Below are 20,455 nucleotides of genomic sequence, written 5' to 3'. Positions count from 1 at the left end.
AGATGGACGCAAATCGCCAAGCCGCCGCGCTCGACGCGCTAGAGGCACTGGTCGGTGCCGATGGGGTAACACGCGATCCGGCGGCGCTCGCACCCTTCCATTCCGGGGTCGCCTTGCCCCTGGGTATCATCGCGCCGCGCGACACCGAGCAACTTGCCAAGGTCCTCGCGGTGGCGAGCGAGGCCGGAGCGTCGCTTCAACCTGTGTGCCGCGCGGTCGCAGGTCAGGAGGTGGCGGCACGCGACAAGATCATATTGCTCGATCTTGGCCGCATGAATGAGATTCTCGAGATCAATGAGAACTTGGCTTACTGCCTCGTCGAGCCAGGCGTCACCTTTCGGCAACTCTCCGAACAGATAGGCGAGCGGGGGCTCAAGCTCTGGGTCGATTGCCCGGGTGAGCCCGACGAATCGGTGGCGAGCGCCTTTCTGAAGCGGCGCGTGGGCTATACCCCATATGCCGATCATTATCTTATGCAATGCGGGCTGGAGTTGATGCTGGCCGACGGCCGCAGTGTCCGGACAGGGATGGGTGCTATGCCCAAGAGTACCTGCTGGCAGCTCTTCAAATTTGGTTACGGGCCCTGGATCGACGGGCTCTTCACACAATCCGATCTTGGCGTCGTGACCAAGCTCGGCCTCTGGCTCATGCCCCAGCCCCCGGCAGCGCAATCCTTTGCTGTCACGGTGCCGGACGAAGACGATCTTGGCAAACTTCTCGATGTACTGGGCCCGCTCAAGACCAATATGGTCGTCCCCAATGGCGTGGCGGTGGCAAATGCGCTGCACGAAGCAGCGCGTTCGGGCAAGGTACGCCGCGACTTCGGCGGCACCGGCCCAATGTCCGCCGGCGAGGTTCGAAAAGCCGGGGAGTCGATCGGGCTTGGCTACTGGACTCTTTACGGCTCGCTTTACGGGCTCCCCGACAATGTTCGCATCGCTTGGTCGATGGTCCAGGACGCGTTCGCATCGATCAAAGGCTCGCGGGTGCTGGCCGCTCCCGCAGCCGGGATGGAAGGACTGTGGGCGTGGCGAAAAGGCATGATGCTTGGTTCGGTCGGTAATGCACTTGGCCGCCCTTCGGCCTGGGCCGGAGGATCCTCTCTCGACATCGGCCCCATCAGCCCGGTTGATGGCAAGGAAGGGCTTCGTCTTTATGACTTGTCGCGCGATATTTCCGGCCGGCACGGTTTCGATTTTGTCGGAGAAACGAATGCCGTCTGGCGCTCTGCCCAGCATCGGCAGTATTTGTGCTTCGATGGCAGTCCCGCGGGCAGTAAACGGGCGAGAGACTGCGCTATCGAGCTGATCGATGCGCAGGCAGGTGCCGGATTTGGACAGACGCACGTCGAGCCGGCGCTCGCCGCCTCTGCTAGGGCGACCTATGAAAGCGGCGCGATAACTCAACTGCACGCGCGCGTGAAACGCGCGCTCGATCCCGCGAACCTCTTTCTGTCGGCCTGACCTCAAACAAGGGAATCGAAAGCATGAAGATGGGATTGCTGGCGGTCGCTCTGCTGATGCTAACCGCTTGTTCGAAATCGTCAGATGCGGACAAACCGGACGGTGCAGAATTATATGCCCTGAACTGCGCGGGTTGTCACGACCCGGGCCCGGGTCATCCCGCCACTATGCTGCTTGAAGAGATGGAGCGACCCGTTGCGCCCCTCATTGGCCGCAAGGACCTCGACAAGGACTATGTCCACTCGGTCGTCCGAAACGGGCTGATCGAAATGCCGCCATTCCGCCCAACCGAGCTGACAGACGCCGATGTGGATCTTGTATTCACCTACATCAAGACGGCAAAGGGTCCTTCGAACGCTCCTTGACGACGAGGCGCGCAAGGCTTTGCAAGGCATCGGCAGCGTCAGTCTCGTTAACGATCCGCGTATAGGCCGTCAGACTGAGGTTTGCGGCGTTCATTCGGTCCGCGCAGCTCTCAGCTCCAAGCGCACTCGCCGCGCTGATTAGCAGGTGCTGCGCCAGCCGTTCCCCTTCGAGTTCGGCCATCTTTACGAGGCGCCGGACACGCTGCGCCTTGGCAGCCGAGGCCCCGCTGGTACTGGCGGGAGCTTTCAGCCACCGGCGGGCCTGACGCAGTGGCCCGATGACTTCTGAATTTGTCGCCTCAATTTCTGCCAGGAGAAAACGCAATTCCGTCTCGCTAAGCACGATCGACCGCAGCTGCGCTAACCAGCAGCACAGAAGCAGGAGGTTGACATCGAAGCCATGGTCGTCCTGCAAGCTGAGGCAAATATCCGCTACACCGGGCTGCGCATAAGCTGATACCGAGAAACGCCAGAAGGTGTCGGGATCGAGTGGCTTCACGTCCTGCCCCCGAAATCCCCTCGCATGCCAGCGCCCGGGAGGCTCCCGTTTATGGCGATCGCACCAAGCGGGTCAGGAATCCCCACGCATCTCCTCCGGCTGCCAGCCCATTGCGTTGCTGGCTTTGAGAGCGGCGGCCTGGACTTTGTCGATATTGCTCTGGCAAAAGAATTTTTCGTCGGTCATCCGGCCAAGTACGCCAATCACCGCGATCAGCTTTTCCTGCATGTCGAATACCGGGACTGAAATGGCAGCGAGCCCCGGTACCACTTGGCCGTCCACCTTGGCGTAGCCTTGCCTCCGGATCTCCGTCAGCATAGCTTGCAGCTCGATTTCATCGATGGACGTCCGCGCAGCGCGCTCACGTTCAAGCAGCCGCTTATAGGCAGGGAGTGGCTGGAAAGCCATGAAAACTAGCCCTGCAGACGAATGCTGAATGGGAAGGACCGATCCGACGTGCAAAGACGTCGCAATTGGAACGCCGCCATCGAGCCAACGGATGATCGTCGGCCCATAGTCACCCCATATCGAGAGCAGACCAGTGGTCTCGAGATCATCCGCAAGCTGCCGCAGATAGGCGGTGGTGATGCGAATAACGTCGAGCCTCGACAAGGCCGAGAGTCCGATCTTGAGGGCGGTTGGACCGAGAGAATAGCGACCGTCCGCAGGCTCCTGCTGGACCAGCCCAGTATTAATGTAGGCCTGGAGATATCGGTGCGCCTGGCTGCGCGACATCTCGGCTCCCGCGGCGATATCGCGAAGGGGTGCGCAGCCGCCGGGACAAGATATCAGCGCTTCGAGCACGCGGACCCCAGTCTCTACCGACTGGATACTCTTGCGAGGCTTTTGCGCAACATCGCGCGGCGATTTGGAAGAGGCGGACATATCGGAGTGATCGTCTTCAAGCTCTGTCACTCTCACGCTTTTTGCCTGACGTTCCAAACTTCTTCCATTCTCTTATTTTGTCCCTTTTGCAGGGATACGAGGGTTCTAGGAAGCAACAACAGATACAATTCATATCTCAAGATGCAAAGTCGTTTCTTGTGCAACTGCCCGCGCGGCATTCCTATGCAATGGCAGATTGCGCCCTGTTGCCAGCCATTCGCGCGTATCCGCTCTCCTGCCGTGTGCCAGTGTCCGCCGGCAAATCGAACGTGAAAATTAGCGCGGCGAGGATGCAGCCTCGACGGCCACAGTTTCGACGCGGCCTGCTGCTGGCGGCTCGTCCTCGCGGCGTGTCGCCATGAACACCCCTGCACCGACAAGTGCCGCGCCCGCAATGTGAAAGGGAGCGAGATGTTCTCCAAGCAGGAGAATTGCAAGCGCAACCCCAAAGACTGGGGGCAGATTCATATAGATACTCGCGCGAGCGACACCGATCAAATCCACTGAACGGTTGAAAAAGAAATATGCAAGGAGCGAAGGGAAAATTCCGACATAAAGGATGGCGAGCGGAACCTCAATCCTCGCCGCCATATAATGGCCGTGCGCAATCTCCAGAAGATACGGGATGGCAATGCTTGCGGCCCCGACCGCGAACAGCGTTACGAGAAAGCTGAGCTGATGTATGGCGGGTTTCTTCCGCAAAAGGGTCGAGTAGAGCGAGTAGAGAAAAACGCCGAAAAGGGCGGCGGCATCTCCGCGGTTGAACGTCATGGCCAGAATATTGGCTAGGCTTCCTTGCGCGACGATGACGAGCAAACCGGCCAGTGATACGAGCGTGCCTGCCAACTGACCGATCGTAATTCGGTCTCGAAAGATCACTGTCGAAAGCAGGAGTATCATCGAAGGCATGGCGCCCTGCATCATCAGGTTATTCGTCGCCGTTGTATATTGAAGGCCCCAATAAACCACGAGGGCGAACGCTCCGATCCCAAGCGTTCCGAGAAACGACAGCATTTTCCAATTCTGCAGAATTGCGCGACGATCCGCGACAAGATGCGGCCAAGCGAAAAGTAAGCCTACCCCCATTGCTACGACCCATCGCCAAAAGGCCATGCCGAGGGGGGTAACGAGGTGGTGAACTGCGCGCGCAACAATGGGGTTGAGGGCCCAAAAAAGCGAGGCTGCACAAAGCAATAAGCCAGCAGAACCCCAGGCTCGCTGAAATATTGGAAATCGATGCGTCAATGGATGCCCCTTTTGGTCAGTTTGCCGATCTGGTGCGCCGCCCTGCGCTTCTTCTGGCTCGCAAAATTTGGCTTGAACCATGATCCGATCTGCGTCATCGCGTTGCACATAGTGCATCACATTTTTCTAAATGCAATAAGGAAGCGCATAAGGTGGCGCTCGCTGGAGGGGCACCATGACCCGAATGTTAGAAGGAATTCGGATTCTTGACCTCAGTCGGGTCCTTGCTGGACCTTGGGCAACGCAGCTCATGGCCGATTTGGGCGCCACAGTTATCAAGGTCGAACGCCCGCTCGAAGGGGACGACACGCGTCGTTGGGGGCCGCCTTGGCTTTATGCCGGCGGAGAGGCAACGTCTGCCTATTATCTGTGCGCAAATCGGGGAAAGGAAGCGATTGCCGTCGATTTCACCGACGCCGAGGGACAGCAGATTATTCGAGATTTGGCGGCCGGTTGCGACGTTGTCGTTGAGAATTTCAAGGTCGGGACGCTCAAGCGCTACGGGCTCGACGCTGCGAGGCTGCGAGAGGCCAACCCGGCCCTGGTCTATTGTTCCGTGACGGGCTTTGGCCAAGACGGCCCCTATAGCGGCCGGCCCGGTTATGATTTTATCGCGCAGGGCATGGGCGGATTAATGAGCGTCACGGGTTCGCAGGAAAGTGGCCCGATGAAGACGGGCGTTGCCCTGTCTGACATCATGACGGGTCTCTACTCGGCGATCGCGATCCTGGCAGCTCTTGTCCGGCGGGGAAATACCGGCGAGGGCGCTCATCTCGACGTGTCGTTGCTCGATGTCACCGTTGCCACCCTTGCAAATCAAGCCTTTAACTTTTTCGCCACGGGGGAGAATCCGCCCCGTTATGGCAACGCTCACCCCAACATCGTGCCATACCAGTCTTTCCCGACAGCCGACCGCGGGATCAATCTCGCAATCGGGAACGACTCTCAGTTTCGTCGGCTGTGCGACGCAATTGGGCGGAGTGACCTTGCTGACGACCCACGCTTTGGCACCAATGGTTCGCGGGCCGGAAACAAACAGGCGCTGGAAGATGAGTTGGCGCCGATCTTTGTAGGCGCGGGCGCAGCTTCATGGATAGAACGGCTCGACGCCGCCGATGTCCCGGCTGGTCCGATCAATGAAATTTCGGACGTCTTTAAGGACGCTCATGTTCTGCACCGTCGAATGAAGATTTCGCTCAACCACAAGGAATTGGGTGATCTTCCAGGCATAGCCAGCCCCATCAAAGTCGATGGCGAGCGCGCGGTTGCCTCCACACCACCACCGCTCTTGGGCGAGAATACTGATTCCGTTCTGCGGAGAGAGCTCGGACTGGGCGACTTAGAAGTAGTGGGGCTAAAGACAAGAGGAGTAATAGGGTGATCCTCATCGACCGCACCGAGCGACGATGGAGCCTCGATCATGCCCTTCCTCACCATGCTCTCATGAATATTAGTTAGGCGGCGGCGCGATGTTTTCGCAGGCCCGCCAACACCGACGAGGCGACCGCGCCGATGTGTGATTCTGCCAGCCCGCGCGCGCGGGCAGGGGATTTGGAAGCGATCGCCTCAATGATTTCATCATGTTCACGTGCGGTATCGGCCATGAAATGATTGAAACCACCGGCTTGGTTGATGAAGAAATCAGACATGTCAAAATTGCTGTTCTGCCGCGCGTCGACAAAGGGCGACTGAGCCATATCGTGGATGAGCTGATGGAAGGCACGGTTGAGTTCGCAATAAATTACCGCGCTGCGCGGCTCGTCAAAGTCGATCGTGAGAATACGTGCTTGCAGCGCGCGCAAATCGCGCGTTTGCGAATCGGTCCGACGCGCTGCCGCCAGTTCCGTCAGCAGTCCCTCGAGCCTTTCAAACATGATATAGAAATCTGCGATCTCGTCATAGCTTGGATTTATCACCTCGCAACCGACCTGCGGAATTATGCGAACAAATCCTTCCGAACTCAAACGGTTGAGCGCGGCCATGATCGGCTGGCGGCTCGCTCCGGTATCGCTCACAAGATCCTTGACCGACACCCGCTGGCCAAAATTATATTGCGCGCCAACCATTCGGCTAACGAGAAGATCGTAAATTTCATCCTTCTTGTTCACTCGAATTGTCTCCAACTTTGGCGCTGCTACGCACGCCGCGAATATCCCCCTTGATCAGCAAGAACGCAAGAGTCAGTCGTTGGCGAACGGATCCGGCTGCAAGAGCTGTTCGCAACGGAAATCGACAGATTCACTCTGCATATTTTGTTCGGCGCAATCGATCGTGGACAGCAAGTCTCTTTATAAGCGCTTACCATGCGCGATCAGGCGCCATATTCGCCAAACGAATGATCGTTGCCAGATGATCGTTCCAACTCTTCATTGCTTCGCGCTTCTCGTCCTTCCAGTCGTGGCGCTGGTAGATACCGGCGACGCCCGCGCGGGAACCTCCGACGTGGTTGAGCACAGCTTCGGTCACTTCAAATCGAACGCCTAGCCGTTGAAACCCGGTTGCAAGAGTTCGTCTCAAGTCATGCAGTCGCCAGTCCGGTAACGGTTCGCGGCCGTCTTGCGACATAAGCAGGTCGAGCTTGATCTTGCCTTTGCTATATCCGGTGAACCTTCCGCCCCTGGAGGTCGTGAACATCCTGCCGCTACGCGGCCAGATAGCCGACCCGGCAACCTCGTCGAGGATCGCAACTGCAAGTTCGTTGAGCGGAATTCGGTTGGGCTCGCCATTCTTTGCCCGTTCGCCGGGCAGGGTCCATAGGAGATCTTTACGGTTGAGTTCCTCCCAACGCAGCGACGAAACCTCCTCTCGTCGCTGACCGGTGACGATCAGAAGGCGGATGATGGGTCCGAAACAGGAATGCGTGTTTGGCGCCGCCATCCAGATGCGGCCAAGCTCCTCGTCTGAAAGCCAGCGATCGCGAGGTTTGACCGGGGGCGGGGTTTCCATGCCTTCCATCGGACTCCGATCGATATCTCCCCGGCTGACGGCCCAGCGCAAAAGGCGGCGCAAAACAGCGAAGACGTTACGGATATTTGCGATCTGCGCGCGCGGCATGCGGTCGAAGACGGCAACGATGTCGATTCGCGTAAGATTGGGAAGGGGCTTTGATCCCAAGACCGGCTTTACATGCAGCTCGAGGCTGCGCTTGACGAGGCGCCTCCAGCCTTCTCCAACGCAGGCCTCAGCGAAGCGATCAGAGTAATTATCGAAGGCTAGATCGACCGACTCTCGCCGTCGTTGCCGCTCTGCTTCGCCTGGATCGATTCCCTGGGCGATCAGAATAGCCAGTCGCTCCGCTTCGGCTCTGGCGGTGGCTGGCGTCCATGGCGAGCCATGGCTGCCTATCGTGTAGCGACGCGTCTTAGATTCGCGACCGCCCATTCGGAATTGCAACACGTAAGACACGGCGCCAGCTTTGGTTCGCTTTGCGCCAAAACCCTTTATGCTATCATCCCAAAGAATGTCATGTTGCCCGCTCGAAATGAGAGCATCGACCGACCGTTTTGTGATCTTTCCGCTTGCCATAAATTGGTCTCCCAATACGGCGTTTCCAGCAATCACCCGGCAATCACCGTGGCGGAAATTGCCGCGTAATTGGGGAAAAGATAGCATAGGGAGTGGCTATAAAAAACTAGCCTTTTCAACCCTATAGCACTCCTATATACGCCTCCAGCGAAAATACCAGACCTCGTGCCCCTGCGCGCGCGCCTTCGCCTCATAGCGCGTTTCGGGCCAGCCGCCGGGGCGCAGCTGGAAATCGCGCGCGTCCTTCGCCAGCCATTCATATTGGTGGCGGTGGCGGCGCATCACCATCAGCGCGTGCTGCAGATAGATCGGATGATCGGTGCCGAAACGGAACTCGCCGCCGGGCTTCAGCTTCGCCGCGATCAGGTCGAGCGGGCCGTCGTTCATCATCCGCCGCTTCGCGTGGCGCGCCTTGGGCCAGGGGTCGGGGTGGAGCAGATAGGCGAAGGAGAGCGCGCCGTCGGGAATCCGCCGCAGCACCTCGAGCGCGTCGCCATGATGGATGCGGACGTTACCGAGCGGCGTACTGGCTCCATGATCGCCCGCGACATGAACGAGTGCTTGCGCCACCCCGTTGATGAACGGCTCGGCGCCGATGAAGCCATGGTCGGGCAGCATGTCGGCGCGCCCCGCCATATGCTCGCCGCCGCCAAAACCGATCTCGAAATGGAGTGGACAGTCGCCACCGAACAGCCGCGCGGCGGTCACCTCGCCTTCGGCCGGAACCGCGATTTGCGGCAGCATCGTATCGACCAGATCCTGCTGCCCCGCCCGCAACGGCTTGCCCTTCGATCGGCCGTAAAGGCGGTTGAGGGTGGTGGGGTCGCCGGGTTTATGCGCAGTCATGGCGCGCCCGTTAGCGCGGCGAGGCGGGGGCGGCAAGCGCCCCCGGCCCTTATCAGGCCGCGAGCGCGGCCTTGAGCTTGTCGACGAGGTCGGTGCGCTCCCACGGGAAGGCGTCGCCCTCGGCGGTGCGGCCGAAATGGCCATAGGCGGCGGTCTGCCGATAGATCGGCTTGTTGAGGCCGAGGTGGGTGCGGATGCCCTTCGGCGTCAGGCGCACGAGGCCGGGGATCGCGGCCTCGATGCGGCTTTCTTCGACCGTGCCGGTGCCGTGCAGGTCGACATAGATCGACAACGGCTCGGCAACGCCGATCGCATAGCTGAGCTGGATCGTGCAGCGGCGCGCGAGCCCCGCGGCGACGATATTCTTCGCCAGATAACGCGTGATATAGGCGGCCGAGCGATCGACCTTGGTCGGATCCTTGCCGCTGAACGCGCCGCCGCCATGCGGGCTCGCGCCGCCATAGGTGTCGACGATGATCTTGCGCCCGGTCAGCCCCGCGTCGCCGTCGGGCCCGCCGATCTCGAAGCGGCCGGTCGGGTTGATGTGATAGACGGTGTTCGCGGTGAGCAGCTCGGCGGGCAGCACGTCGGCGATCACGCCGAGCACATATTTGCGCAGTTCGGTATATTTCGCTTCGTCGCCTTCGCCGTTGTGGAAATAATAGCCGGGCGCATGCTGCGTCGACACGACGATCGCGGTCGCCTCGACCGGGCGCTCATTGGCATAGCGCAGCGTAACCTGGCTCTTGGTGTCGGGCTCGAGGAAGGGCGCGGTGCCCGCCTTGCGGTCGGCGGCCATGCGCTCGAGGATCTTGTGGCTGTAATCGAGCGTCGCGGGCATCAGGTCGGGGGTCTCGTCCGACGCATAGCCGAACATGATCCCCTGATCGCCGGCGCCCTCGTCCTTGTCGCCGCTTTCGTCGACGCCCTGCGCGATATGCGCCGACTGGCCGTGGAGATTATTCTCGAAGCGGAAGCTCTGCCAGTGAAAGCCCGACTGCTCGTAACCAATCTCGCGCACCGTCTTGCGAACCGTCGCCTCGATCTCGTCGAGCGCGCCCGGCGCCCATGCGTCATTCTCGAACACGCCCTTGCAGCGGATCTCGCCCGCGAGCACGACGAGCTGCGTCGTCGTCAGCGTCTCGCATGCGACGCGCGCTTCGGGGTCCTTCGACAGGAACAGGTCGACGATCGAATCCGAAATCTGGTCTGCGACCTTGTCGGGATGGCCCTCCGACACGCTTTCGGAGGTGAAAAGGAAGCTGTTGCGCATGGGAAAGCCTTCTCGGAATCGAATATAAAGGATGCTTTATGTCGGCGCGCTGTTAGCGCCCCGAGCGCCGGAACGCAATGGCCAGCGCGAGCAGCAGCAGCGCGAAACCGACGGGCAGACTATTGCCGAAGCGCGCAAACAGCGTCGGCGCGCGCGCGGGCGGCACCACCGTGTCGATGCGCCCCGCCGCGTGCATCGGCAGCGATTCGACAATGCGGCCGTCGGCGTCGATCACCGCGCTGATTCCCGTCGGCGTTGCGCGGATCACCGGCAGACCCTCCTCGATCGCGCGGAGGCGCGCCTGGGCGAGATGCTGCGGCGGGCCCCAGCTGCCGAACCAGGCATCGTTCGACGGGTTGAAGATGAAGTCGGGGCGATGGTCGCGATCGACGACCTGGCCCGAAAAGATGATCTCGTAACAGATTTGCAGCCCGGCGCGGCCGAAGGCGCCGAGGTCGAGCGTGCGGGGACCGGGACCCGGCCAGAAATCGATATCGCCGGGCGCGAGCCGCGAAAGGCCGAGTGCCGACAGGATCGGCCGCATCGGCAGATATTCGCCATAGGGCACCAGATGCGCCTTGTCGTAACGCGGGCCGAGCGTGCCGTCGGCATGCACCGTCATCACCGCGTTGCGCGCGCCGACGACCTCGCCGGTCTTGTCGAGCTCCAGCTTTAGCGCGCCGAGCAGCATGACGTCGTCGGGGTTCATCAACCGGACGATCCGCGCGCGGGCTTCGGCGGGCGAACGGTCGTAATAGACCGATGGATAGCCGCGTTCGAGATAGTCGGGCACGGCGGCTTCGGGCCACAGGATCAGCCGCGGTATGTCGTCCTTCGGCGTCGTCAGCCGCGCGAGCTTGGCGAAATTGGCGTCGGCCTTGCTGCCCTCCCACTTGTCCTGCTGCCCGACATTGGGCTGGACGACGGTGACGGGGATGCGGTCAGCGCCCTTGGTGTGAACGGCGGCGTCGGCGTTGCTGCCCATCTGCGAAACGAAGGCGGCGCCCCAAAAAAGCAGCACGCTGCCGAATAGCGCGGCCGCGGCGACGCGGCGGCGAAACCACGCCAGGATCAGAACCCCCGCGAGCAGGAAGACGATCCCGCTCATGCCATAGGTTCCGATCCAGCGAGCGGGCACGGCGGCGTGCGGGACGGCGATCACCCCCAGCGGATTCCACGCGAAGCCGGTAAAAATCCAGCTGCGGAGCCACTCGGTGAGAATCCAGAGCCCGCCGAACGCCAGCAGATAGGACGGCGCCGCAAAATGTGTGTCGCCCCTGGGCTTCACCAACCACGCACCCCAAGCCGCGAGCGCCGGATAAACCGCCAGATAGAGCGCCAGCAGCACAACCGCGATCCACCCCAGCCATGCCGGCATCGCCGCCTGATAGGTGAAGGCGGTCGCGATCCAGTTGAGGCCGATCGCGAAATGCCCGACCCCGAACGCCCAGCCGACGCCGGCGGCGCGCCAGCCGCGCGGCGCGCGCGCGACCAGCGCCATCCACGCGGCGAGCGCCAGCAGGGTCAGCGGCCAGAGGTCGAGCGGCGCGAACCCCGTCGCCGAAACGGCGCCGAGCAACAGGGCGAGGAACTTTGGCCAGCGGTCGGCGAAAGCGGCGATACGGGAGGAAAGCGCGGTCACGCGCGCTGCTTTAGCCGCGCGGCGGGACGGGGACAATTATATGTTCGCGCGGAGATCGCGTCAGGGCCAGTGGCTCAGTCCCCAACCAACCCCCGCGCGGCGAGCCAACTCGCCAGCAGCGCGAAATACTCGGGCGAATCGGGCCGCTCGGTGCCGTCGTGCTTGGGGTCGAGTGAGGTCTTGAGGTCTTCCGACATCTGCATCGCATGATCGGCCCCCGCGATCACATGCACGTCTATATTGGGCATTTGCGGCGCGACGGCCTGCAACCGCTCGGCCGAATCGGCGACCGGCACGACCGCATCGTCGGCGCCATAGAGGATGAGCGTCGGCACGGTGACCGCCTTCAGATTCACCAGCGGATCATTTTCGATCTCCTTGCGCCACCCCGACACTTCGCGGTCGCGGAAGGTTTCGCCCATATAGAGATATTTGAACCACGGCTTGGTCTTGATCCCGTCGAGCTTCGCCTGCGCCTCGGCGCGGCCAACCGTGCCCCGCATATAATCGTCGACGGCCTTGCGCGCCGCGACCATCTGGTCGATATCGGCCTCTGAATAGCCATTGGCTTTCAAATGGTTGGTCGAGGAAAAGATCATCTGGACGTCGGCGGTCACGACCGGCGCCGACACCGCGACGACAAAGGCGATATCGGGGCTTCGCGACGCCGCGAGCGGCGAAATCCAGCCGCCCTGGCTCAGCCCCCACGTTCCGATGCGCCGCGGATCGATGCGCGGATCGCTCTTCAGGCTCCGCGCGGCGGCGATCGCGTCGTCGGCCAGGACCGTGAAATCGCCCCCCGCATCCTTCGTGCCCGAGGCGCCCGATCCGCGCCGGTCATAGGTGAAGACGGCGATACCGAGCGCGGGCAGGATCGTCTTGAGATGATCGTAGAGCGATGCCGAGCGCAGCGGCGACGAGGCGCTGTGCGTCACGACGACCGCCGCGACGGGCTTGCCGCTGACCGGCAGATGGAGCGTTCCCGACAGCTCGGCATCGCCGCTGGTAAAGTTGCGATCCTCGGTCACGACCTCGGTCGTCGCCGGCGCGCTCCAGGGCGGGCTCGGCGATTGCGGGGCGGCCAAGGCGGGTTGCAGCGAACCAAGGCTCGCCGCCAGCGCGAAAGCAGCGGCCCCGCGCATCACGTCTTCAGCCCGATCTCGCGCAGCCGCTCTTGCAGATAGTCGTCGGCGGTGATCGGCGCCGGATAGAGGTCCGGGTGCGACGCGTCGATGCAGCTTTCGAGCGTTTCGATCGGATAGTCCGATCGGAAGTGGAGGAAGAAGGGCATCGAATAGCGCGCGACGCTCGCGCGGCCCGCGTCGGGATTGCGGACGCGGTGCGTCGTCGAAGGCAGGCGGTTGTTGGTCAGCCGCTGGAGCATGTCGCCGACGTTGACCGCCATCGCGCCCGGCGGCGGCGAGACGGGAAGCCAACTGCCGTCCTTGTCGAGGATCTCCAGCCCCGCTTCCTCGGCACCGAGCAGCAGCGTGATCGTGTTGATGTCCTCATGCGCTTCGGCACGGATGCCCTTGGCGGGGGCCTCGACCGGCGGATAATGGAGCAGGCGCATCACGCTGTTGCCGTCGGCGACGGTGTCGTCGAAGAAATCGGGGTCGAGGCCGAGATAGCGCGCGATCCCCGCGAGCAGCCGCCCGCCGACGCGGTCGAATTCGGCGAACAGTCTGTCATAGGCGGCGCGGAAGCCTTCGACTTCTTTCGGCCAGACATTGTTCGGCTGCTGCGCGGCGAGGCGGTGGCCGGCGGGCAGGTCGCGGCCGACGTGCCAGAATTCCTTGAGGTCGACCTCTTTGGCGCCCTTGGCGATTTCGGTCCCGAACGGCGTATAGCCGCGCGCGCCGCCGCCGCCCGCGATGTGATAGGCGCGCTTGACCTCCTCGGGCAGCGCGAAGAACGCCTTCGCCTTCGCCCAGGCTTCGTCGATCAGCGCGGGATCGATGCCATGATCGGTGATCATCGCGAAACCGAAGCGTTCGAACGACGCCCCGAAATCCTTTGCGAACTGGTCGGCGGGAAGCGACATGGAAATGACGGGAACGGCTGCGGTCATGCGATTGAAGTCCATCTGAAAAGGGGCGCCAGCGGGCGCGCTATGAAACCGATTTAGGCGCTGCGCGGCGACGGTTAAAGGGAAAAAGGCGGTTCCGCCCCGCGCACGCTTCGGCTAAGCCGCCGGCATGGCAAAGCAATATTGGCTGATGAAATCCGAACCCGACGCCTATGCGTGGGACCAGCTGGTCAAGGACGGCACCGGCATCTGGGACGGGGTGCGCAACCACACCGCGAAACTCAACATGATGGCGATGAAGGAGGGCGACGAAGCCTTTTTCTATCACAGCAATATCGGCAAGGAATGCGTCGGGATCATGGAGATCACCGAGGAAAGCTTCCCCGATCCCACCGCCGATAAGGGTTCGCCCTGGGTTGTGGTGCGCGTCGCCCCGGTCCGCGCGCTCGCCCATCCGGTGACGCTCGCATCGATCAAGGCCGACCCGAAGCTCGCCGACATGGACCTCATTCGCCAGTCGCGCCTGTCGGTCGGGCGCGTGACGCCCGCCGAGTGGAAGCATATATTGAAGAAGTCGGAAAAGCCCGAGGGCTGAGCCGCTTACTGGCCGCGCAGCTTCGCCTGCAGATGCTGGGCGACCGACACATGGAGCGGATGCACGAATTCGCAGCCGTAATTATTGCCGTCGGCGCGGCGCACGACGGCTTCCAATGGCTGCAACCCCGGCAGGTTGACCCAGATATGCTTGCCGATCTGCGGCCGGAACGATGTCACCATGCGAAAGCCGGTCGACGACAGGTCGAACAATTCGACGTTGAAGGGGTTGAGCCCCGGTTCGCGGAAGCGCGCGCGCGCGGTTACCGGCGCGCGCTCGGCGCCGCGCGCGCCCTTCGGCGCCTTTTTGGTTTCGATGGTGCGATTCCCCAACACGGATCCGGTCCCTGCATGTCGTTCTTGGTCGAAGCGAATTTAGGGCCTCGCTGGTTACCGCGAAGTGAAGCGATATGGTGAAGTTCGTCTATACCGGCGGCGTGTCGCCGACGGCCATCAACTGGCTGGGAAAGGGGGCTGCGAGCGCGACGGCCGCACGCCATTCGCCGCAGAGCCAGGTTGCATGATCTTCGCGGTGCAGGATCACCGGCATGGCTTGCGGCTGGTGATGCGCAACCAGCCGGTTCGCCTCGGTCGTCAGCATCGCGAAGCATGGCCAGTCCTCCCCCTGCCGCACGACGCCGGCAAAGGCGAAGACCGGCTGCGAAGGCACCGAAAACCAATGCTGTCGCCGCGCGCCTTCGGATCCCGACCAATAGGCAAAGGCGGTCGCGGGGATCAGGCAGCGCAGTTCGGCATGACGCAGCGTGCCGATCCAGAACGGGCTTTGCAGGTTGCGAACGTGCGTGACGGGCTCCGTGCCCTGCGGCGGCGGCGGGACGCCCCACAGCCTCGGGCGCAGCCAGCGTCGCGACCCGCCGCGCCCGTCGCTGACGATCACCGGCGCGGGGCGGCCGGGTGCGACATAATCGCCGGTCCACGGGTCGTTTCCCGCCTCGGCGCCGAACGTGGCGGCGATCGTGCTTGCCGGCGCATCGAGGCGATAAAGGCTGGTCATCGCGGGCGCCTCAGTCGGTGCCGCGCACTCGCCCGCGCCCGGCCTTGATGCTGCTGCGCGCCTTCTTGCTGTCGACGCGCCGCGCCTTCGCCGCCTTGCTCGGCCTGGTCTTGATCCGCCGTTCGGGGCGGACGAGCGCGGCGTCGACCAACTCGTTCAGCCGCGCGCGCGCATCGGCGCGGTTCGCTTCCTGGGTGCGAAAGCTGCGCGCCAGGATGACGAGTTCGCCTGCGGAAGTCATCTTGCTCCCCGCAAGCGTCTTGAGCCGGCGATAGGCGTCGGGCGCGAGGCCGAGCGCGAACACGTCGACGCGTAGCTGGCACGCGGTCGCGACCTTGTTGACATTCTGGCCCCCTGGGCCCGACCCGGCGAGAAACTTTTCCGTGATCGCGCTTTCGGGGATGTCAGCCACGCGTCGGCTCCGCTCCCTCCGGCGCCGCGAAGCCCAGCGCGACGAAGGCGTCGGGGAAGGGCGCTTCGGCAATAATAGACGGCTTGACGTCACGTTTTACGACCAGCCTTTCGGCGTGGAGCAGCGTGCGCGTCTTCGTGCCGCCGCGGCCATAGACGGGATCGCCGACGAGCGGGAAGCCGAGCCCTTCGAGCGCGTGGACGCGCAGCTGGTGCGTGCGGCCGGTTTCGGGACGAAAGCGTAGCAGGCTGCGCTCGCCGACGACGGCGAGCTTTTCCCAATGCGAGACCGAGGGCTTGCCTTTCGGGTCGCCGACCATGCGCCAGCCGGTTTCGGCGGTCGATACTTTGGCGAGCGGCAGGTCGATCGTGCCGCCGTCGGCGTCGGGCACGCCATCGACGATCGCAAGATATTGCTTTTCGACCTCGCGGCTTTCGAAGGCACGCGTGAAGCGGCCGTGCGCCTTCGGATTGCGCGCGAGGAGCAGACAGCCCGAGGTGTCGCGATCGAGCCGGTGAACGGGAAGCGGCCAGCGTTTGAAGCCGAACTTCAACAGGTCGAGATGGTTTTCGAGGCTGAGGCTGCCGTCGCGCGGCGCATCGACGGGAAGGCCGGCGGGCTTGTCGATGACGAGGGCCTCGCCGTCGAGGAAGAGAACACGATCTGAAAGGAGCATGGCGCGCTATAGGCGGGCCGCCCGTCAGTCGAAAGCGTAAACGTCCATCGCGAGCAGGCCATAGGTGACGCTGTGGTGCAGCCGTTCGGCGTTGAGGGGCGTGCCGCCCGCTCCCATCGCGACGAACAGCGGCAGGATATGGTCGGGCGTCGGATGATTGTCGGGGCCGTGCGGCGCTCGCTCGACGCTGTGGAGCACATCATCGAGGGCGCCCGCCGCCATGCGCTCAGCGACCCAGTCGGTGAAATCGATGACCCACGCCGGCGCCGGGGCGTTGATCGGCAGGCGCGCTGAAAACAGCGCGCGAAGGTTGTGCGTGATGCTGCCCGATCCGACGATCAGCACGTCCTCGTCGCGCAGCGGCGCCAGCGCCTGGCCGAGCGAATAATGAAATTCGGGCGAAGCGTTCGAGGCGATCGAAAGCTGGATCACCGGAATATCGGCGCCGGGGTAGATGAGCGACAGCGGCACCCATGCGCCATGGTCGAGCCCGCGCTCGGGATCGGCGGTGACGGCAAGGCCATGGTCCGCGAGCAACTCCACGACGCGGCCCGCCAGCGCCGGATCGCCCGGCGCTGGATAGCGCATCGCGAACAGCTCGTCGGGAAAGCCGCCGAAGTCGTGGATCGTCGGCGGCGCGGGCGAGGCGGTGACGGTCGCGCCGCCGCCCTGATATGCCGCGTCATGGTGCGCCGACACGACGAGGATCGCGCGCGGACGCGGTAGCTGGTCGCCCAGCCCGGCGAGGAAGTCCCGCGCCGGGCTGGGCTCGAGCGCCATCATCGGCGAGCCGTGCGAAAGGAAGAGGCTCGGGAGACGGCGCATCGCTTCAGGCCGCGAGCTTCGCCGCGGCGCGCGCGACACGCTCGCCGAGATAGCGGGCGCCGCCAAGGTCGGCTTCGCTCGGCTGGCGCGATCCGTCGCCGTCGGCAATCGTCGTGGCGCCATAGGGGGCGCCGCCCTTGACCTCGCCGACGCCCATCTGGCCGGCATAGCCATAGTCGAGCCCGACGATCGTCATGCCGAAGTGGAGCAGGTTGGTGAGGATCGAGAAGAGCGTTGTTTCCTGCCCGCCGTGCTGCGACGCGGTCGAGGTGAAGGCGGCGCCGACCTTGCCGTTCAGCTTACCCTGCGCCCAGACGCCGCCGGCGGTGTCCCAGAAACTCGCCATCTGACTCGCCATCCGGCCGAAGCGCGTCGGGGTGCCGACGACGATCGCGTCGTAATTCACGAGCTCATTGGGATCGCTGAGCAGCGGATGCGCGGTGTCGGTCTTGAAGCCCGCCGCCTGCACCACGGCCGCGGGCGCGGTTTCGGCGACGCGGCGAATATCGACTTCGGCGCCCGCGGCGCGCGCGCCATCGGCGACGGCGTCGGCCATCTGCTCGATATGCCCATAGCTCGAATAATAAAGCACCAAAAGCTTAGCCATCATCATGTCCTTTCGTTGGGGAAAAGCGGGAAGGGTGGGCCGCCGCCGGGGGAGGGGGAGGGAGGGGCGGCGGCCCGAGGGGGTCATGCGGCCTGTTTCAGCCCATCGATCGCCGTGGTGGCGCGGGCGATCGCCTCGCCGTCCATCCGGTGACCGTCGGCGGCGATAAAATGCACGTCGGTGATGCCGATGAAGCCGAGAATATGCCGCAAATAGCCGCTCGCGAAATCGACCTGGCTGCCCAGCGGCACGCCGCCCGAGGCGAAGACGATATAGGCGCGCTTGCCCTTGAGCAGGCCTTCGGGACCGGCTTCGGTGTAGCGGAAGGTGCGGCGCGCACGCGTCACCTGGTCGATCCACGCCTTCAGCGACGCGGGGATCGCGAAATTATAGATGGGCGCGGTGATGATGATCGTGTCGGCGGCCTCGATCTCGCCGATCAGCTCTTCGGATCCGGCGAGCAGCGCCTTCTGTTCGTCGCTGCGCTCGGCCTCGTCGGTGAAATTGGCGCCGACCCAATTTTCGGTGAGATAGGCGGGCGGGGTGGCGTTGAGGTCGCGGCGGGTCACCGAGGCGCCATAGCCTTGTTCGACGAGGCGACCTTCGAGCTGGTCGGCGAGGAGGCGGGTCGTCGAGCCCGAATTGCGCGCGCTGGCATCGATACGAAGAATGTTGCTCATGGACTTGTCCTTTCGGGAGGAAGGGGGTGGGCCGCCGCCGCAGGGAGGGGGGGCAGGCGGCGGCCCGGGAGCTCGTCAGAGGCTGTCGACGAGCACCAGTTCGGCGTCGTCGAGCGCCTCGACGATGATCGTGCCGACATCGCGGAGCGCGATGCCGTCGCGCGGGTCGGCATCCTTGCCATTGACGCGGATGCGGCCCTTGGCGGCGACGAGATAGGCGTGGCGTCCGGCTTCAAGGTCGTAGGAGACCTTCTCGCCGGCGTTGACCGTTGCCGCCGCCACACGGGCGTTGGCGCGGATCGGCAGAGCGTCATCTCCTTCGATCCCGCTCGCCAAGGTCACGAACTGGCCCGAACGGTCGGCCTTGGGAAACTGGCGCGCGCCCCAGCCGGGATTGCCGCCGTCACGGTCGGGCATGATCCAGATCTGGAACAGCGTCGTTTCCTCATCCTCGAGGTTGAACTCGCTGTGCGTCACGCCGGTGCCGGCGCTCATCACCTGGACGTCGCCCGCCGCGGTGCGGCCGGCATTGCCCATCGAGTCGCGGTGGCTGATCGCTCCGGTGCGGACATAGGTGATGATTTCCATGTCGCGGTGCGGGTGCGGGGGGAAACCCGACTGCGCCGCGATGGCGTCGTCGTTCCAGACGCGCAGCGCGCCCCAACCCATCCGTTTCGGGTCGTGATAGCTCGCGAAGGAGAAATGGTGACGGGCGTCGAGCCAGCCATGGTCGGCGTGGCCCAGCGTGTCGAATTTGCGAATGTCGATCATTGGCCTTGTCCTTTCTTCATCGCCTGCCCTGAAGCATGGGTGCCGGGCGGCGTCTGTCTGTTGAGGACAAAATAGGCATTTGGATCGTTTCGAAAATAGCGTAGATGGAAAACCATCGTTTCGAATCAGGAGCTATTGCGTGGCGCTTCCGGACTATGAAGGCTGGGCCTGTTTCGTCGCCGTCGCTGACGGCGGCAGCTTCACCGCGGCGGCGGCCGCGCTCGGCCTGTCAAAGGCGACCGTGTCGAAGGCGGTGACGCGGCTCGAGGCATCGCTCGGCATCACCTTGCTCCACAGGAGTTCGCGCGTCGTCGCGGTGTCGACCGCCGGCGCGGGCCTGCTCGACGAGGCGCGCGCGATGGTCGCGGCGGCGACCGCCGCGACCGAGGCGGCGCGCGGCGACCGGCTCGACCTCGCGGGTCCGATCCGCCTCGCGGCGCCGATGAGCTTCGGGATCAAGGTGCTCGGCCCGCCGCTCGCGGCCTTCCTCGACCGGCATCCGGCGGTCGAGATCGAGGTGCTCTTGAGCGACGCGCGTAACGATCCGGTCGCCGAAGGGATCGATTTGACGCTGCGCATCGCGCCGCTTGCCGATTCAAGCTTGCTCGCACGGACGATCGCGCCCGTCGCGGCGTCGGTGATCGCGAGCCCCGCCTATCTGGAAAAACATGGGGTGCCGAAGCATCCGCTCGACCTCGCGGGCCACCGGCTGATCGGCTACGGCCACCGCCAGCGTGCGATGCCGCTCCATTTTCACCGCAAGGGCGAGGAAGCGACGGTGCTGCCAACCGGCCCCTTGTTCACGAACAATGGCGACATCGCGGTGCCGCTGATCGTCTCGGGGGTCGGGATCGCCGTGCTCCCCGACTTCATCGCCGCCGACGAACTGGCATCGGGCGCGGTCGTCCCGATCCTCACCGACTGGTCGCTGCCGCAGTCGCATCTGCACCTCTTGTCGCCACCGTCGCGGCTGCGCCCGGCCCGCGTGCGCGCGCTTTCGGACCATCTGGTCGACACGCTGAAGATGTCCTGCACCGGCGCGCATGATCAATATATCGCCCTCCATCATGAAAGAAAAACCGGCTGAGCGACTGTTGCAAAAT

General features: G+C 63.5%; 23 protein-coding genes. 5 read left to right on the top strand and 18 right to left on the bottom strand.

Translation table 11 applies throughout. From position 1 onward, the window contains the following. Window positions 1-2 precede the first annotated feature (2 nt). Window positions 3-1,463: an FAD-binding oxidoreductase gene (locus tag GGR90_RS03095; protein WP_167920794.1), complete on the top strand. Its 1,461-nt coding sequence runs from the start codon at window positions 3-5 to the stop codon at window positions 1,461-1,463. 23 nt (window positions 1,464-1,486) lie between these two features. Beyond that, window positions 1,487-1,828 carry a c-type cytochrome gene (locus GGR90_RS03090; protein ID WP_037557657.1) on the top strand — a complete coding sequence of 114 codons (342 nt, stop codon included), beginning with the start codon at window positions 1,487-1,489 and terminating at the stop codon, window positions 1,826-1,828. Here GGR90_RS03090 and GGR90_RS03085 read toward each other — a convergent pair. The 3 genes from GGR90_RS03085 to GGR90_RS03075 form a co-directional block, all read right to left on the bottom strand. Beyond that, the gene (locus GGR90_RS03085; RefSeq protein ID WP_058456271.1) at window positions 1,794-2,327 is read right to left on the bottom strand and encodes a TIGR02444 family protein; all 534 of its coding nucleotides are present in this window, start codon (window positions 2,325-2,327) and stop codon (window positions 1,794-1,796) included. The genes GGR90_RS03090 and GGR90_RS03085 overlap by 35 nt on opposite strands. A gap of 72 nt (window positions 2,328-2,399) precedes the next feature. Further along, window positions 2,400-3,269: an IclR family transcriptional regulator gene (locus GGR90_RS03080; RefSeq protein WP_152567708.1), complete on the bottom strand. Its 870-nt coding sequence runs from the start codon at window positions 3,267-3,269 to the stop codon at window positions 2,400-2,402. Window positions 3,270-3,488: 219 nt separating this feature from the next. Continuing rightward, on the bottom strand, window positions 3,489-4,574 hold the full coding sequence (locus GGR90_RS03075; RefSeq protein WP_235211618.1) for a DMT family transporter: 1,086 nt from the start codon (window positions 4,572-4,574) through the stop codon (window positions 3,489-3,491). A gap of 58 nt (window positions 4,575-4,632) precedes the next feature. Between GGR90_RS03075 and GGR90_RS03070 the strand changes: the two genes are divergently transcribed. Next, on the top strand, window positions 4,633-5,838 hold the full coding sequence (locus GGR90_RS03070; protein ID WP_167919374.1) for a CaiB/BaiF CoA transferase family protein: 1,206 nt from the start codon (window positions 4,633-4,635) through the stop codon (window positions 5,836-5,838). A gap of 73 nt (window positions 5,839-5,911) precedes the next feature. Here the strand turns inward: GGR90_RS03070 and GGR90_RS03065 are convergent, their stop codons facing one another. The 7 genes from GGR90_RS03065 to GGR90_RS03035 all read right to left on the bottom strand — a co-directional run bounded on the left by GGR90_RS03065 (window position 5,912) and on the right by GGR90_RS03035 (window position 13,814). After that, on the bottom strand, window positions 5,912-6,565 hold the full coding sequence (locus tag GGR90_RS03065) for an FCD domain-containing protein (protein ID WP_167919372.1): 654 nt from the start codon (window positions 6,563-6,565) through the stop codon (window positions 5,912-5,914). A 190-nt stretch (window positions 6,566-6,755) separates the two neighbouring features. Next, the gene (locus tag GGR90_RS03060; RefSeq protein ID WP_245198380.1) at window positions 6,756-8,069 is read right to left on the bottom strand and encodes a tyrosine-type recombinase/integrase; all 1,314 of its coding nucleotides are present in this window, start codon (window positions 8,067-8,069) and stop codon (window positions 6,756-6,758) included. A 45-nt stretch (window positions 8,070-8,114) separates the two neighbouring features. Beyond that, the gene (gene trmB, locus GGR90_RS03055) at window positions 8,115-8,828 is read right to left on the bottom strand and encodes a tRNA (guanine(46)-N(7))-methyltransferase TrmB (protein WP_167919370.1); all 714 of its coding nucleotides are present in this window, start codon (window positions 8,826-8,828) and stop codon (window positions 8,115-8,117) included. Window positions 8,829-8,880: 52 nt separating this feature from the next. After that, a complete protein-coding gene (metK, locus tag GGR90_RS03050; RefSeq protein ID WP_167919368.1) occupies window positions 8,881-10,101 on the bottom strand; it encodes a methionine adenosyltransferase in 1,221 nt (406 codons plus the stop codon). Window positions 10,102-10,153: 52 nt separating this feature from the next. Continuing rightward, complete coding sequence (gene lnt, locus GGR90_RS03045; RefSeq protein WP_167919366.1) at window positions 10,154-11,743, bottom strand: apolipoprotein N-acyltransferase; 1,590 nt, start codon at window positions 11,741-11,743, stop codon at window positions 10,154-10,156. Between the two features lie 74 nt (window positions 11,744-11,817). After that, the gene (locus GGR90_RS03040; protein ID WP_167919364.1) at window positions 11,818-12,885 is read right to left on the bottom strand and encodes an alpha/beta hydrolase family protein; all 1,068 of its coding nucleotides are present in this window, start codon (window positions 12,883-12,885) and stop codon (window positions 11,818-11,820) included. After that, window positions 12,885-13,814, bottom strand: a complete 930-nt coding sequence (locus GGR90_RS03035) for an isopenicillin N synthase family dioxygenase (RefSeq protein ID WP_167919362.1) — start codon at window positions 13,812-13,814, stop codon at window positions 12,885-12,887. Before GGR90_RS03035 ends, GGR90_RS03040 begins: the two co-directional genes overlap by 1 nt. A gap of 127 nt (window positions 13,815-13,941) precedes the next feature. Between GGR90_RS03035 and GGR90_RS03030 the strand changes: the two genes are divergently transcribed. Beyond that, entirely contained in the window at window positions 13,942-14,367 is a 426-nt protein-coding gene (locus GGR90_RS03030) for an EVE domain-containing protein (RefSeq protein ID WP_167919360.1), read from the top strand. Between the two features lie 5 nt (window positions 14,368-14,372). On the opposite strand, the gene GGR90_RS03025 is transcribed toward GGR90_RS03030, so the two are convergent. The 8 genes from GGR90_RS03025 to GGR90_RS02990 form a co-directional block, all read right to left on the bottom strand. Beyond that, window positions 14,373-14,702, bottom strand: coding sequence for a PilZ domain-containing protein (locus tag GGR90_RS03025; RefSeq protein WP_167919357.1), 330 nt, complete (start codon window positions 14,700-14,702; stop codon window positions 14,373-14,375). Between the two features lie 88 nt (window positions 14,703-14,790). Then, the gene (locus GGR90_RS03020; protein ID WP_167919355.1) at window positions 14,791-15,381 is read right to left on the bottom strand and encodes an SOS response-associated peptidase family protein; all 591 of its coding nucleotides are present in this window, start codon (window positions 15,379-15,381) and stop codon (window positions 14,791-14,793) included. A 10-nt stretch (window positions 15,382-15,391) separates the two neighbouring features. Next, complete coding sequence (arfB, locus tag GGR90_RS03015; protein ID WP_167919353.1) at window positions 15,392-15,793, bottom strand: alternative ribosome rescue aminoacyl-tRNA hydrolase ArfB; 402 nt, start codon at window positions 15,791-15,793, stop codon at window positions 15,392-15,394. Next, a complete protein-coding gene (locus tag GGR90_RS03010) occupies window positions 15,786-16,469 on the bottom strand; it encodes an RluA family pseudouridine synthase (protein WP_167919351.1) in 684 nt (227 codons plus the stop codon). The genes arfB and GGR90_RS03010 overlap by 8 nt, the downstream gene beginning before the upstream one ends. Before the next feature lie 24 nt (window positions 16,470-16,493). Further along, entirely contained in the window at window positions 16,494-17,294 is an 801-nt protein-coding gene (locus GGR90_RS03005) for a DODA-type extradiol aromatic ring-opening family dioxygenase (RefSeq protein ID WP_167919349.1), read from the bottom strand. A 4-nt stretch (window positions 17,295-17,298) separates the two neighbouring features. Beyond that, complete coding sequence (gene wrbA, locus GGR90_RS03000; RefSeq protein ID WP_167919347.1) at window positions 17,299-17,901, bottom strand: NAD(P)H:quinone oxidoreductase; 603 nt, start codon at window positions 17,899-17,901, stop codon at window positions 17,299-17,301. A gap of 83 nt (window positions 17,902-17,984) precedes the next feature. Further along, entirely contained in the window at window positions 17,985-18,581 is a 597-nt protein-coding gene (locus GGR90_RS02995) for an FMN-dependent NADH-azoreductase (RefSeq protein WP_167919345.1), read from the bottom strand. Window positions 18,582-18,656: 75 nt separating this feature from the next. Further along, entirely contained in the window at window positions 18,657-19,352 is a 696-nt protein-coding gene (locus tag GGR90_RS02990; RefSeq protein WP_167919343.1) for a pirin family protein, read from the bottom strand. Between the two features lie 139 nt (window positions 19,353-19,491). On the opposite strand from GGR90_RS02990, the gene GGR90_RS02985 reads away from it, so the two are divergent. Beyond that, window positions 19,492-20,439 carry a LysR substrate-binding domain-containing protein gene (locus GGR90_RS02985; protein WP_167919341.1) on the top strand — a complete coding sequence of 316 codons (948 nt, stop codon included), beginning with the start codon at window positions 19,492-19,494 and terminating at the stop codon, window positions 20,437-20,439. Window positions 20,440-20,455: the final 16 nt, after the last annotated feature.

The organism is Sphingopyxis italica (assembly GCF_011926545.1).
In the GTDB taxonomy this organism is placed as follows: domain Bacteria; phylum Pseudomonadota; class Alphaproteobacteria; order Sphingomonadales; family Sphingomonadaceae; genus Sphingopyxis; species Sphingopyxis italica.
The sequence above is the reverse complement of the archived record's forward strand: the minus strand, read 5'-3'. Positions and strand labels throughout refer to the sequence as shown.

Coding starts and splice junctions, on each gene's coding strand:
- GGR90_RS03095 (WP_167920794.1), top strand. CDS start 3: ATGGACGCAAATCGCCAAGCCGCCGCGCTCGACGCGCTAGAGGCACTG.
- GGR90_RS03090 (WP_037557657.1), top strand. CDS start 1,487: ATGAAGATGGGATTGCTGGCGGTCGCTCTGCTGATGCTAACCGCTTGT.
- GGR90_RS03075 (WP_235211618.1), bottom strand. CDS start 4,574: ATGCACTATGTGCAACGCGATGACGCAGATCGGATCATGGTTCAAGCC.
- GGR90_RS03070 (WP_167919374.1), top strand. CDS start 4,633: ATGACCCGAATGTTAGAAGGAATTCGGATTCTTGACCTCAGTCGGGTC.
- GGR90_RS03060 (WP_245198380.1), bottom strand. CDS start 8,069: ATGCTATCTTTTCCCCAATTACGCGGCAATTTCCGCCACGGTGATTGC.
- trmB (WP_167919370.1), bottom strand. CDS start 8,828: ATGACTGCGCATAAACCCGGCGACCCCACCACCCTCAACCGCCTTTAC.
- metK (WP_167919368.1), bottom strand. CDS start 10,101: ATGCGCAACAGCTTCCTTTTCACCTCCGAAAGCGTGTCGGAGGGCCAT.
- GGR90_RS03040 (WP_167919364.1), bottom strand. CDS start 12,885: ATGCGCGGGGCCGCTGCTTTCGCGCTGGCGGCGAGCCTTGGTTCGCTG.
- GGR90_RS03035 (WP_167919362.1), bottom strand. CDS start 13,814: ATGACCGCAGCCGTTCCCGTCATTTCCATGTCGCTTCCCGCCGACCAG.
- GGR90_RS03030 (WP_167919360.1), top strand. CDS start 13,942: ATGGCAAAGCAATATTGGCTGATGAAATCCGAACCCGACGCCTATGCG.
- GGR90_RS03020 (WP_167919355.1), bottom strand. CDS start 15,381: ATGACCAGCCTTTATCGCCTCGATGCGCCGGCAAGCACGATCGCCGCC.
- GGR90_RS03010 (WP_167919351.1), bottom strand. CDS start 16,469: ATGCTCCTTTCAGATCGTGTTCTCTTCCTCGACGGCGAGGCCCTCGTC.
- GGR90_RS03005 (WP_167919349.1), bottom strand. CDS start 17,294: ATGCGCCGTCTCCCGAGCCTCTTCCTTTCGCACGGCTCGCCGATGATG.
- wrbA (WP_167919347.1), bottom strand. CDS start 17,901: ATGGCTAAGCTTTTGGTGCTTTATTATTCGAGCTATGGGCATATCGAG.
- GGR90_RS02995 (WP_167919345.1), bottom strand. CDS start 18,581: ATGAGCAACATTCTTCGTATCGATGCCAGCGCGCGCAATTCGGGCTCG.
- GGR90_RS02990 (WP_167919343.1), bottom strand. CDS start 19,352: ATGATCGACATTCGCAAATTCGACACGCTGGGCCACGCCGACCATGGC.